This is a genomic window from Acetobacter fabarum (genome assembly GCF_011516925.1).
Classification (GTDB): Bacteria; Pseudomonadota; Alphaproteobacteria; order Acetobacterales; family Acetobacteraceae; genus Acetobacter; species Acetobacter fabarum.
In genome coordinates this window covers 467,026-479,815 of the sequence record NZ_WOTG01000002.1, presented here as the reverse complement: position 1 = coordinate 479,815, position 12,790 = coordinate 467,026, and the positions used below count along the sequence as shown (strand labels likewise).

At 56.9% G+C, this 12,790-nt stretch carries 13 protein-coding genes, 1 tRNA gene and 1 pseudogene; 4 read left to right on the top strand and 11 right to left on the bottom strand.

The genetic code is table 11. The annotated features are described in order from the left end of the window. Positions 1-390: 390 nt before the first annotated feature. A complete protein-coding gene (locus GOB83_RS05240) occupies positions 391-855 on the top strand; it encodes a MucR family transcriptional regulator (RefSeq protein ID WP_086645466.1) in 465 nt (154 codons plus the stop codon). Positions 856-1,008: 153 nt separating this feature from the next. Further along, positions 1,009-1,299: an integration host factor subunit beta gene (locus tag GOB83_RS05235; protein WP_086645467.1), complete on the top strand. Its 291-nt coding sequence runs from the start codon at positions 1,009-1,011 to the stop codon at positions 1,297-1,299. A gap of 12 nt (positions 1,300-1,311) precedes the next feature. On the opposite strand, the gene GOB83_RS05230 is transcribed toward GOB83_RS05235, so the two are convergent. Both GOB83_RS05230 and murJ read right to left on the bottom strand, forming a co-directional pair. Further along, a complete protein-coding gene (locus GOB83_RS05230; protein WP_165925419.1) occupies positions 1,312-2,586 on the bottom strand; it encodes a UdgX family uracil-DNA binding protein in 1,275 nt (424 codons plus the stop codon). Positions 2,587-2,601: 15 nt separating this feature from the next. Beyond that, positions 2,602-4,152 carry a murein biosynthesis integral membrane protein MurJ gene (gene murJ, locus GOB83_RS05225; protein ID WP_086645469.1) on the bottom strand — a complete coding sequence of 517 codons (1,551 nt, stop codon included), beginning with the start codon at positions 4,150-4,152 and terminating at the stop codon, positions 2,602-2,604. Positions 4,153-4,358: 206 nt separating this feature from the next. On the opposite strand from murJ, the gene GOB83_RS05220 reads away from it, so the two are divergent. After that, positions 4,359-5,477, top strand: a complete 1,119-nt coding sequence (locus GOB83_RS05220) for an AI-2E family transporter (protein WP_086645470.1) — start codon at positions 4,359-4,361, stop codon at positions 5,475-5,477. Between the two features lie 61 nt (positions 5,478-5,538). Here the strand turns inward: GOB83_RS05220 and GOB83_RS05215 are convergent. From GOB83_RS05215 to GOB83_RS05185, 7 genes and pseudogenes are all read right to left on the bottom strand, one after another. Continuing rightward, positions 5,539-5,612, bottom strand: a tRNA-Pro gene (locus tag GOB83_RS05215). A gap of 359 nt (positions 5,613-5,971) precedes the next feature. Further along, positions 5,972-6,211: pseudogene (locus GOB83_RS15360) on the bottom strand (MerR family transcriptional regulator); the annotation flags it as partial. A 70-nt stretch (positions 6,212-6,281) separates the two neighbouring features. After that, entirely contained in the window at positions 6,282-6,605 is a 324-nt protein-coding gene (locus tag GOB83_RS05205) for an integration host factor subunit alpha (RefSeq protein WP_255375207.1), read from the bottom strand. A gap of 67 nt (positions 6,606-6,672) precedes the next feature. Beyond that, positions 6,673-7,641: a beta-ketoacyl-ACP synthase III gene (locus GOB83_RS05200; protein WP_086645472.1), complete on the bottom strand. Its 969-nt coding sequence runs from the start codon at positions 7,639-7,641 to the stop codon at positions 6,673-6,675. 72 nt (positions 7,642-7,713) lie between these two features. Continuing rightward, entirely contained in the window at positions 7,714-8,820 is a 1,107-nt protein-coding gene (plsX, locus tag GOB83_RS05195) for a phosphate acyltransferase PlsX (protein WP_086645672.1), read from the bottom strand. Between the two features lie 85 nt (positions 8,821-8,905). Beyond that, complete coding sequence (rpmF, locus tag GOB83_RS05190) at positions 8,906-9,109, bottom strand: 50S ribosomal protein L32 (RefSeq protein WP_048852785.1); 204 nt, start codon at positions 9,107-9,109, stop codon at positions 8,906-8,908. A gap of 170 nt (positions 9,110-9,279) precedes the next feature. Then, positions 9,280-9,834: a DUF177 domain-containing protein gene (locus tag GOB83_RS05185; protein ID WP_086645473.1), complete on the bottom strand. Its 555-nt coding sequence runs from the start codon at positions 9,832-9,834 to the stop codon at positions 9,280-9,282. A 256-nt stretch (positions 9,835-10,090) separates the two neighbouring features. Here GOB83_RS05185 and GOB83_RS05180 point away from each other — a divergent pair, with 256 nt between their 5' ends. After that, entirely contained in the window at positions 10,091-10,651 is a 561-nt protein-coding gene (locus GOB83_RS05180; RefSeq protein WP_086645474.1) for an outer membrane protein assembly factor BamE, read from the top strand. Positions 10,652-10,676: 25 nt separating this feature from the next. Here the strand turns inward: GOB83_RS05180 and GOB83_RS05175 are convergent, their stop codons facing one another. Together GOB83_RS05175 and GOB83_RS05170 are read right to left on the bottom strand one after the other, a co-directional pair. Continuing rightward, positions 10,677-12,059 carry an ATP-binding protein gene (locus GOB83_RS05175; RefSeq protein WP_086645673.1) on the bottom strand — a complete coding sequence of 461 codons (1,383 nt, stop codon included), beginning with the start codon at positions 12,057-12,059 and terminating at the stop codon, positions 10,677-10,679. Positions 12,060-12,067: 8 nt separating this feature from the next. Then, complete coding sequence (locus tag GOB83_RS05170) at positions 12,068-12,790, bottom strand: response regulator (protein WP_086645475.1); 723 nt, start codon at positions 12,788-12,790, stop codon at positions 12,068-12,070.

Sequence of the window (12,790 nt, the reverse complement as noted above, 5' to 3'; positions counted from 1 at the left end):
TATTCCAAAAACGCAGTCCTTATTCTCAAGAGGACAATACTAAATAGGAATACTGTCTTTTCTACCGTCCGCTCATCCTGCGAATGCGGTCGTTATCAGAAATATTATAATATTATCAATCAAACTTCATAAAATACCAAGACAACCACCAGAACCCGAGCACAGGACAAAGCCGCTCTGCACACCTGTATAATCATTGAGTATTATTAAACAAAATATTACGAATAATTTATACGAATTCCTTCAAATACTAAAAAAATCAATCGGACATTCCAACATTTTATACCAGACGGGCCTTATTTTTGCTTTTTTGTATATTGGTAGTTCACAACGATTAAATAATTGAGTATGGTTCTTATTATTCACACTGAATTTTTAATTAGGCCTGTCATGAGTGAGATCCAGAACTATTCGCCTCTCCTAGATCTTGTATCCGAGATCGTGTCTGCACACGTCTCCAACAACCCGACGGACCCTGCTGTCATTCCGGTTTTGATCAAGGACGTTTTTCAGGCTCTCAAAACGGCTGACCAGCCGCAGAGCGAACCGGAAAAACTGCAGCCAGCCGTTCCTGTCAAACGCTCGGTCTTCCCCGACTATATCGTTTGCCTCGAAGACGGCAAAAAGCTGAAGATGCTCAAGCGTCATCTTCAGAGCGCATATGGCATGTCCCCCGAGCAGTACCGTGAACGTTGGAACCTGCCTGCGGACTACCCCATGGTTGCCCCCAACTATGCAGAACGTCGTTCCACGCTGGCACGGGAAATCGGCCTTGGCCGCAAAATCCACGCTGCTGGTGATGAAGACGATACGTCTGGCCGTGCAAAGCGCGGTAAAAAGGCAGCAACCGCCTAAGATAATCCCGAATGCTACGGCGGTCTGGCCCTGTGCCCTGGCCGTCACGCATTTTTTATCTTGACGCTCAGCCATAGAGAACGGAATGCTTGCATCTGTCTGGCACAGATTCAGTCAGACCTTAATTCTCTACCCTATTCGGCAGGGGGCTCAATGACGCGGTCTGAACTTATTGCCATTCTTATAGAGAAAAACCCGCACCTACAGCTTAGAGAGGCTACGCTGCTGGTGAATACGGTTTTTGGTGGCATTACAAGCAGCCTGGCAGCAGGCAACCGCGTTGAGCTGCGTGGGTTTGGCGCTTTTTCCGTCAAGGAAAGGGAGCCACGCCTGGGCCGCAACCCCAAGACCGGGGAACAGGTCAAGGTCAGCAAAAAGCTGGTTCCTTTTTTCAAAACAGGCAAAGAGCTTCACCAACGCCTGAATAAAGCGGATGCGGGTTAACCCCTCCCCTTTTTATCCTTCTTCTGCGTTCCTGTGCTGCCTCATATAGTCGGCCGCCAGTCGCAAATCTTCTACAAAATGAGCATATTCGCGCTGTTTGCTGTCCTCATCACGCAACCGTAGCAGATAGGACGGGTGAACCGTTACCAGCCCCTGTGTCTGATCTTCCAGCGGGAACAGGCGTGAACGGGTGCGGGAAATTGTAACGGGTTGTTGCAGCACGCTCTGCGCGGCCGTTGCCCCCAACATTACCAGCAATGCCGGGCGAACAAGCCGGCGCTCCGCATTCAGCCACTCATGGCAGGCAGCTACATGCTCGGCTTCGGGCTTATGATGCAGGCGGCGGGTACCGTTCCACGTGAAATGGAAATGTTTGACGGCGTTGGTCACGTAAATCTGATCACGGTGCAACCCGGCATCCTGCAAGGCGCGGTCCAGAAGCTGGCCCGCTGGCCCCACAAAAGGCCGTCCCTGCAGGTCCTCCTGATCCCCCGGCTGTTCCCCCACAAACATAATGGGGGCATGCTCTGGTCCTTCGCCAAAAACCGTGCGGGAAGCAGGCTGCCATAGCGCACAGGCGCGGCAATCCATTGCACGGGCTGCCAGCATGGCAAGGTTGGAAGCTTCTTCCACATCCTTACGCTGCGGGGGCAAAACGCTCAGGCCATACCCCTGCCAGATGCCTGTACCATCGGCCTGCCATTGCACTGCGGCATCATCCGCCTGCGTATCTGTTCCCGCAGCAAAGCGTATGCCTCCGGCCCATTCCATCCGCCGGTACGGGGCTACAACCCGCCACGGCCTTACATTCCGCTCCATGCAGTAATGGGAGTTGGCTTCCAGAATATAATGCTCTGGCGTGCAATGCAGTACGTCACTCGTTCCCTGCGCCGTAAACGCGGAAAAAACTTCACGAAAATGCAGCGTATCTGCCCTGACAGCCGCCAAGGCCTGCCGGAGCCACAGCAGGTCCGGGTCAGTCGTATCTGTTAATGCCAGTCCGGCATACGCAAGGCGATAAACAATACGGTAAAGTATTGTAAACCGTTCGGGATCATGCGCCTGCAATGCTTGGGCCAGCACACCCACAAAACGGCGGGACAGGTTAAGGCCTTGCGGGGGCTCTGGTGGGTTTTGCGCAGGCTCGGCAGACCACGCAGCCCCCTGCCCTGCCTGAGCTACCTGCCAGAATATGGATTCCGGCAACACTCCAGCACGCACAAAATGGCTGCTCGCCTTCCGCCAAGTTGCAAAATCGACCTGATGCGCAAGAACAACCTCTGGCATGCGCCACTCCCCTGCTTACCCCATCTTGCGCCGCAGCCGCCCCCGTATGCGCACAACCACATCGGACAGGTTAACCACACCAAGAGCATGCAGGAGCGCGGCATAAAACACAGCGCCCCCCACAACCATACCAACCAGCCAGAGTGCCCGGGTCACAAAAATTGCGGGCAGAGAGACAAAACTTTCAAGCCCCAGCAGGCCCAGCCCCATAAGCAGGGCCGCAACACCAACCCGCCCCATATGGGATAAGGTTGAACCGTATACGAGCAACGCGTTTTTACGCAGCAGCAGCACTACCAGAAAAGCAACATTCACGCAGGCGGTCACGCTACTGGCCAGCGGCGGCCCCATATGCGCCAGAGGCTTCATAAACAGCAGGTTGAGAATAAAATTGAGTACAAGCACCCCAACCCCAACGTAAACGGGGGTGCGGGTATCGCCCCGTGCAAAAAATGCAGGGGAGAGAACTTTAACCAGAATAAAAGCGGGTAGCCCCACCGCGTAAGCCCGTAAGGACTGGGCGGATAACAGCGCATCATGCTCGGTAAAAGAGCCATGCCCGAACAGCACAATCATGATCGGGCCAGCCAGAACCAGCAACCCGGCAACGGCAGGCAGGGTCAGCAGCACGACATATTCAATAGAACGGTTCTGGGCCGTGTGCGCGCCCTGTATATCCCCGGCACTCAGATGCCTCGTGAGCACGGGCAGTAGCGTTGTTCCGGCGGCTGCCCCCAGCACACCAAGCGGCAACTGGTTGATCCGGTCTGCAAAATACATGAGCGACACACTGCCTGCGGGCAGCAGGGTGCCAATAATGGTATCCACCGTTAAATTGATCTGGCCAACGCCGCTCCCAATCAGGCCCGGCACCATGCGGCGCAGCAAAAGACGGATGCGCGGCGTTAACTGAGGCCATAGCGGCATAAGCCCGAACTCGGCTTTTTCGCACGCCCATGCCAGCAAGCCCAACTGCACCACGCCAGAGGCGGTAACCCCCCATGCCGCAGCATAGGCAACACTGGGGAAAAAGGGAGAAGCCCCAACAATAGCCAGAATACCCACCACGTTGAACGCCAGATAGGCAGCAGACGCCACACCAAAGCGGTGCAGGCCATTCAGCACCCCAGCCAGCAATGCTGCAGCGCAAATCATGACCAGATAGGGAAAGGTAATGCGGCTCAGGCTGACCGCCAGATCATAACGGTCCCCATTTTGCAGGAAACCCGGCGCTATCACGCGCAGCACCTGCGGCATGAACACTTCGCCCAGCACGCACAAAAACACCAGCCATGCCAACATAACCCCAAGCGCACGGCGGGCGAACAGGCGTGCTTCGTCCCGCCCATCCTGCACCATAACTTTCGAGAACATGGGCACGAAGGCGGCATTAAACGCACCCTCCCCAAACAGACGGCGAAACATGTTGGGCAGGCGAAACGCAACCTGATAAGCATCCTGTAACGGCCCGGCCCCCATAAAGGCCGCCAGAAGCTGGTCGCGTATCAATCCAAGAATGCGGCTGAGCATGGTCCAGCCACCAACCGTCAGAAAATTTCTGAGCATGGGGTATCCGCTTCAATGTGCAGGCAGGCAGCGGAACACTAGAGATAAATTCAGAAAAAGATACTGCCAATGCGCCCCATTCCGGGCTGTGTGCATACTCCGTGCCCCCTCGCGCGCTGTATTATTCACCCACAACACAGTATGCTGTGTACAGCACGGAAAGAGCGCCCTGTATTAAGCAGAACTTTTGGAAAGACACCTCGCGCATGCCCAATACGCCTCCATCTTCGTTAGTGCCTGCTCACCAGCGTTGCGGCCTTATCAAGGCCAGCCAGCGCTCCAAGCGGGGACAGGAAATGGCACGCAGTCTGCTTGCGCTCTTTATTGTGGCCGTAGCCCTTTACACCATACAAGGTTTTCTACCCGCCCTGGCCTGGGGCGGCGTGTTTGCCATTGCCACATGGCCCCTTTACAGCCGTGCATGCCGTATGTGGCCCAATGCGGCGCGTGGCACGCTGTTACCATTACTGTTTACGGTTGTTATGGCGCTGCTCTTTGTTATCCCGCTGACACTGATCACGCTTGAAGCCATAGGAGAAGCCCAGAGTGCGCTGGAATGGCTGGATCATGCCCGTAAATTTGGCGTTCCCGTGCCTGATGTTATCCAGCAATTACCCGTAGGCGCCGCAAGCATTGCGCATCTGTGGGAAACGCACCTGTCCAACCCGCGCGATGTTTCCGGCCTGCTGGGTGCTCTGGACAATAAGGGGGTCATGGTCACACGTGCCCTTGGCAGCCAGATAGCACACAGGGGCACACTGTTCTGCTTTTCCATTCTCACCCTGTTTTTTCTGTACAAGGACGGGGTTTCCGTCATTCGTCAGTGCCGCGTTGCATCCTGCCGGGCTTTCGGCCGCAGGGGGGAAAGCATTGCACGCCAGATTGTTGCCTCCATCCATGGTTCCGTGCAGGGGCTTGTTCTGGTGGGGATTGGTGAAGGCCTGCTCATGGGGCTTGTCTATCTTTTTGCCCATGCACCACACCCCGCCCTGTTTGGGGTTATTACTGCCGTAGCAGCCATGATCCCTTTTTGCGCCATGATCGCAATTGGGTTGGTTTCGCTCCTGATTCTGGTTTCAGGCGCGTCGGTAGCGGCCATTGTCACATTCTGCATTGGGGCCACGGTTATTTTTGTGGCTGACCACTTTGTACGCCCGACCCTGATTGGCGGCACAACAAAGCTCCCCTTCCTGTGGGTGCTGCTTGGTATTCTGGGTGGAGCAGAAATGTGGGGGCTGATCGGCCTGTTTATTGGGCCTGCCGCAATGGCCGCACTCAACCTGATCTGGCAGCGCTGGGCATACGGAAACAATGCAGAAGTCTGAAAAGACTTTTGCATTTCCCCCCGAGGGTGGGGTTATTTAGCAATTTCATTTGGAAAAAATATCGGGCAGGCGGGATTCGAACCCACGACCCCCAGTCCCCCAGACTGATGCGCTACCAGACTGCGCTACTGCCCGTTAAGTGTGAGTGGTGTTTAGCAATACCTTGCGAAGAGCACAACCCACTCTACTCGTTATTTTTATCTTTTTTTCAATCAGACCAAAATCTTGCGCCGGATGGCTTCCAGCTCCACCAGAACATCGGCCAGATCCGAGCGCAGGCGTACGTTTTGCCCCATAACCTGCACCAATGCCTGTTCCAGCCCTGCCTCTACCGCTGCGGGCAGTTCGGCCACAACGGCTTCTACCTGCTGGTAGTCTGCAACCAATGGTGCATCCTGTGTTTGAGCGTCTTCCGCCAGCGCGGCTTCCGCCACGCTGTTTTCGTCTGGCCTTACAGTTTCCACGGACTGGGGGGCGGTTGTCTGTAATGCGTCCCCTTCCTGCAACAGGCGCTGCACACCTTTTACAGTATAACCCTGATTATAGAGCAGGTCCGCAATACGGGCGAGGAGGAGCACATCTTCCGGCCTGTAATACCGCCGCCCACCACCTCTTTTTAAGGGACGGACCTGATGGAACTGAGTCTCCCACAACCGCAGGGTATGCTGGGGCACATGCAGCTCATCCGCCACTTCACTAATTGTGCGGAAAGCGTGAGGGCCTTTTTCGAAAGAACCCGACTCCGACACATCCATATCGGCATCAGACACGTCAGGCGCGGCGTCATTGTGGGGGAATGTGCCATCAATCGTCATAATCGACTCCCGGCTCTGCCTCCTCATGGTTGACTTCCGCCCTCAGCAACTGGCTGGAACGGAACACCAGAACGGAGCGGGGAAGAATAGGCACTTCCTCCCCGGTTTTGGGGTTACGCCCGCAGCGCTGCCCCTTTTTTCGGACTGAGAACGTGCCAAAACCGCTGATTTTGACACTTTCGCCTCGTTCGAGCGCCTGCATGACTGTCTCCAGAACATCTTCTAGGAGCACAGACGACTCTTTACGAGACAACCCTACCTGCTGATAGATCTGCTCTATCAAAGATGCACGTGTGACAGTTTCCATGCGCAGAAAGGTAACACGCCTGTGCGGCGCGTCAATTCATTCACAATGATGTCACTTGTCTGTTATCACCCGATCACAGACGGACCAGCACCGAACCCCATGTCAGCCCGCCGCCCAGTGCTTCCATCAGCACCAGTTCACCTTTTTGAATCCGGCCATCCCGCACGGCTTCATCCAGTGCCAGAGGAATGGAAGCGGCAGAGGTATTGGCGTGCCGGTCAACGGTCACAACTACGCGATCAGCCGGAAGTGCAAGCTTTTTGGCCACACCTTCAATAATCCGGATATTGGCCTGATGCGGCACAAGCCAGTCCACATCCGCGTAGGTCAGCCCTTCGGCTTCCAGCGCTTCATCCACAGAAGACGACAACTTGGCCACGGCATGGCGGAACACGTCACGCCCGCTCATTTTCAAATGTCCGGTTTTATCGGGCTGCCCCACGGCGCCATCCACATACAGCAGGTCGCCTGTTGTGCCATCGGAATGCAGATGGGTGGACAGAATACCGCGTGCATCGGATTCGCTCTCTGATGCAGACAAGACAACAGCCCCGGCACCATCCCCGAACAGGACGCATGTACCGCGGTCTTCCCAGTCCACAATACGGGAATAAACCTCGCTCCCGATCACCAGGGCATTACGCACCTGCCCGGAACGGATAAAGGAATCCGCTGTTGCCAGAGCAAAAATAAAACCGGAACAGGCTGCTGCAACGTCAAAGCCAAACCCGTGGGTCATGCCCAAAGCAGCCTGAATCCGAACTGCCGTTGCGGGAAAAGCCTGATCAGGGGTGGATGTTGCGACCAGAACAACATCAATATCATCAGCGCTCAGGCCCGCATAATCCAGCGCCCTGCGTGCGGCTTCCGCCCCCATGCTGGTTGCGCTGTCATCGGGGCCAGCAATATGGCGGCGGGTAATACCGGTGCGGGTTCTGATCCAGTCATCCGATGTCGCAAGCCGGGTTGCCAGCTCTTCGTTCGTGACAACTCTTTCTGGCAGAAATCCACCAAAACCTACCAGAAGCGAACGTTTCGCCATGACCGTTCTTTCATTATCCGCCAGCGCAGGCAGCTCAAAGGCTTACACGCGCAACACATTCGTCCCGTTTACTCAGGTCACCGGGAGGGCTGGTTCACATTCCTCCTCCGTCTGCGGGCGCATTAACAACGCCCCCATATGAGAAAGACGCTCACGAATGCTTTCGTTAAAACCATGCGTGACCATATCCATGGCCACATCGACTGCGGCGGCAAAGCCCTCGGCATCTGTGCCGCCATGGGATTTTACCACCACACCGTTCAGGCCCACAAAAACAGCGCCATTATAACGGCGTGGGTCCAGCCACTCCTTCATCCGCTCCAGACCGGGGCGAACAAGCAGGTAGCCAAGGCGGGAGATGATCCCACGCTGGAAAACACGGCGCAAAAGGGTGGTGGCCATTTTAAGCACACCTTCGCCGGTTTTAAGCGCAACATTTCCGGTAAACCCGTCAGTTACAACCACATCCGTGGTGCCCGCGGTAATATCATGCCCTTCCACAAAACCGTGGAACTGGGCAGCCAGAGGACTCTCACGCAGGGTTTCAGCCGCTACGCGCAGTTTTTCGTCCCCTTTGAGTTCTTCCGCGCCAATATTGAGCAGGCCAATGGTTGGTGCGGGCAACCCCAGAACAGATTTGGCAAAGGCTTCGCCCATAACGGCGAACTCGACCAGATTACGCCAGTCGCACGCAACGTTGGCGCCAAGGTCAAGCATGACCACGTCGCCTTTGATGGTGGGACTGATGGCCGCCATGGCCGGGCGGGAAATACCCGGCAGGGTTTTGACCACAATCTTGGCCAGAGCCAGCATGGCACCACTGTTCCCGGCGGACACAACCCCCTGGGCACGTCCACTGGCTACGGCGTCCATGGCAAGCCGCATGGAGGACTGACGCATCCGCAAAGCGGATGTTGGCTTCATGTCCATAGAAACAGACACATCCGTATGCCACACCGTGCATATGGACGCAGCCTTGGGATACTTCGCCAGCAAAGGCAGCAGGCGCGCCTCATCCCCGATCAGCAGCACCTTGATATTGCGGTGCCGTTCGGCAGCAATGGCAAGCCCGGCAACAACCACTTCTGGAGCCCCATCGCCCCCCATTCCGTCCACGGCGAGGTTGAACACCTCGTTAGGGTCGGAAGGAAAACTTTCTGGAATCTCGGTCTTGCTCATGCCTGCTTCTCTGCCATGCCGCAGATGCCTTACCCCCATTACCCCGCGTGCTACGGATGCAGCACGCGTTTTCACGCCTGAAAAATCAGGCGCGAACGGCGACCTTGAGTGCCTTGCCTGCGGCAATCACTTCACGGCCGTCGTAATGACCGCAGTGACTGCAGACATTGTGAGGACGCTTCAGTTCGCCACAGTTGGAGCATTCAGCATGAGCTTCTGCACGCAGAGCTTCATGGCTGCGACGCATGCCACGACGTGAAGGCGAGGTTTTCTTTTTGGGTACAGCCATAAGCCCAGCCCCTTCTCATAAAAATGGTTAGAACAACACGCCCGGTCACGCGTTAACGCAGCCAGACGCCAAAACAGGTTTATCACCAGCACTGAGCCGCGGCCTCTAGCAGACAGCAAGCGTTTTCGCAAGCAATCCTACAAGAAAACCCCACACCCACACTTGGGCAATTACGCGTTTCCGCCCCGCCAGCGAGCCAGACCAGCAAAAGGACTGGCCTTTTTCTCAGGCTCTTCCTCAAGACCGTGTTGTTCAGCCTCATCCTCATCCATGATCAGGCCGGGAGGGAGAACAACATCCGGCGCATGCGGATAAGGCTCCAGATCCAGAGCAAACTGTTCAACAACAGCCTCGCCCAGATCAACGTCCTGCCCCTCATACGGAATTTCATCAATCGCGTCCATATCCGGCGCGTCGCCTTCCACAAACTGGCTGGCCGGAACAAAGCGGACAACGAACGATCCCGCCATCATATCCTCAAACGCCTCCATGCTCACAACACAGGTCTGCGTAAAACGGACAGCCAGCGCGCCTTCGGCCGTCACAACACCGCGCCCGTCATCCTTGAGCCGGTAACGGCAGCGCAGCAGGGCCACATCCTGCAGGCCCAGACGCCGGGCCACTTTTTTACACTCATCCGGCGTGGCTTCCACGGTCATATCCGTTCCCAGCATTCCGATTCGGCGCACGGCCAGAGGGCGATAGAATTCTGGCTTTTCGGTCATGGAAGTCTCCTGAAGTAACGCTGAAACAAGCAGGCGGGATGCGCTCGGGACAAAGCTTTCTGACCACCGCCTGAACAATCTACCACACAAGCGGAACTTTATGGAGTAATGTCCGGGCCTGAGCCGCATAAAGCGTGCTCTTTTTGCCATTCAGCAATTGACGCCCCGCGAGTGTTGGGGCATCGGACAGACATGGCCGTTGCCAGTTGGATGACGATCATGGATCACAATCTTACGCTTGGGACACCCTGACCAGATGACGCCGCCACGCAAGAACAAGACATCGCGCCTTAAAAGTGCCTGTGGGGCACTCGCCACGGTTCTTGTGCTGTCCGGCTGTCAGGCTTTTGGCCCCACCCCCACGCCCAGAGGCTCCCTGCTTGAGCCTGAAGAATACAGCCAGCTTGAACCCGGCACCAGCACCCGCGCAGACGCCATTGACCTGATGGGCTCCCCCACCACCAAGGGCGCGTTTGACGATAATATCTGGATCTACATTTCCATGACCACCCATCTGGTGCCCATGGATTTCCCCGGTGTGATGAAGCAGGACCTTGTTGTGCTCAAGTTCAACAGCGCAGGCACGCTGGAAAGCATGCGCACGCTCAACATCAAGGACGCCAAACACGTGGCCATGATCAACGAGATCACGCCAACGCCGGGCACCAAGATTAACGCACTCCAGCAGATTCTGGGCAATGTAGGCCGTTATAACCCCATGCAGAACATGATGGGCTCAGGCGCTGCGGGCGGACAGGGCGGAATGTTCAACAACAGCTCCGGCCCCGGTCACTTCGGTTCGGGTAACTCGCTGTAAAATACCTTTTCCCGGCAGCGCGTTGCTAGTTTGGTAGATACAGCCGGACGCGCAGCCCGCCTTCTGGCGCCTGTTCCAGCGCCATTTCCCCCCCATGTGCACGAATAATATCACGCGCGATGGTCAGGCCCAGCCCGGTGCCACCATCCTGCCCGCTCTCGAACGCACGTAGCACCTGGGCACGGCGGTCTGGCGGAATACCCGGCCCGTCATCATCCACCAGAATACTCACCCCACCGCCTACGCGGCGCGCACTCAGCACCACGCTTGCGTCGTGCCTGCGGGCGTTATCAAACAGGTTACCTAAGGCACGGCGCATGGCATCGGGGCGCATATGCGCACGCAACCCCGGCTCCACCACAAGTGCACGAATATGCACACTTGCCCGCCTTGCAGCGGCCACCACATCCTCCAGAAACGGCAGCATCTCGACCTGCTGGACACTCTCCGACCCTTCCCCCCGCGCAAAGGAAAGGTAGCTGTCGATCATGTGTTCCATTTCGGCAATGTCGCCGATCATTTCATCAATATCTTCGGTCATGGCCTTGGCGCATATGCTGCCTTCACGCGGCATCATGGCCAGAGACAGCCGCAGGCGGGTCAGTGGGGTACGCAGATCGTGCGAAACCCCGGCCAGAACGCCCGTACGCTGCGCCACAAAGCGGGTTATCCTGTCCTGCATGCGGTTAAAGGCCACGGCAGCCTTACGCACCTCCTGCGCGCCTGCGGGGCGAATAGGGCCAATATCGCGCCCCATGCCAAACTGCTCCGCCGCCTGAGCCAGTTGCCGGATGGCGCGCACCTGATTGCGCATGAACAGCCCCGCAATAATGAACAGCAAAAACGTGCTGCCCACGGTCCATGCCACAAACAGCCAGATCTGCCCCATATCCAGCCGTTTGCGCGGGGTATCTATTTCCAGCACGCCATCGGGAAGCTGGATGTAAATACGCACAGCATGATGGAAATGCCGCCATTTGACAAAGAACGGGTAATCAATGGCCTCCCGCAGCGCATGCACAAGGTCATCATCCATAGGGCCCAGAACATGGGTGGACCCCACGCGGGAGAGTTTTTCCCCCGGTCGCCAGATTTCTATGAGCTGGAGCTGCTCACGCGCCTGCGCAACAAACCATTCCTTGTCCGCCGGGTTTTTAAGCCGTTCCAGCGCGTTAAGGGACAAAACAATTTCCGCCGTGACCGACCCGGTCAACCGCCGGGATACCACCTTGAGAAAATTGCCGTAATAAAGTTCAAGCGCGATTCCCTGCGTGATCAGCAGCGGGAACAGAACAATCAGCAAAGAACGCCCCAGCAGGGAGCGCGGCAACATGCGCCTGACCGATTTTTCCACCTTGAGCGCGGGCCACCCCCCACGTGGGAAAAGGCGGAATCCCTTGCGGCCCATCATACGCTCTATAAACCCGGCTTAAGCACATATCCGCGCCCGCGCACCGTATGCAAAAAGCGCGGCTCACGCGGGTCTGGTTCTATGCAACGACGCAGGCGTGTTACCTGCACGTCAACCGCGCGCTCGCCAATTTCGGTCATGTCCATGGCCTTGGCGATGTCCTCGCGCGTGAAGGTTTCATTGGGTCTGCGGGCCAGAACGCACAGCAGGGCCGCCTCCCCCCCGGTCAGGTGGATATTGCCATCCGGCCCGCTGAGCAGAAGCCTGACCGGATCGAACTCCTTATCCCCCAGTCGGACAATCCGCAGGTTGTCTGTTGGCGGTGGGGGCTGATGCCGGCGGAGATGCGCCTTGAGCCGCAACAAAAGCTCGCGCGGTTCAAAAGGTTTCCCCAGGTAATCATCTGCTCCCGCTTCCAGGCCGGTAATACGGTCCTCCGGCTCCCCGCGCGCGGTCAGGAGCAGAATGGGCAAGTCCTGCCCGGCATCTCGCAGGGACCGGGTTAATTCCAGCCCGTTCTCCCCCGGCATGGTCACGTCCAGCACTAGCGCATCGGGCTGGATACCTTCCAGCGTGTGCCGTGCCTCGGTCGCATTGGCGGCAACACTCACGCGGAACCCATGCTCAAACAGGTAACGCTGCAACAGACGGCGCAGGCGCGGGTCGTCATCCACCACCATTACGTGGGCGGCCACGTCTCCTTCGGCTGTTGTTATCTGCTCAGACAT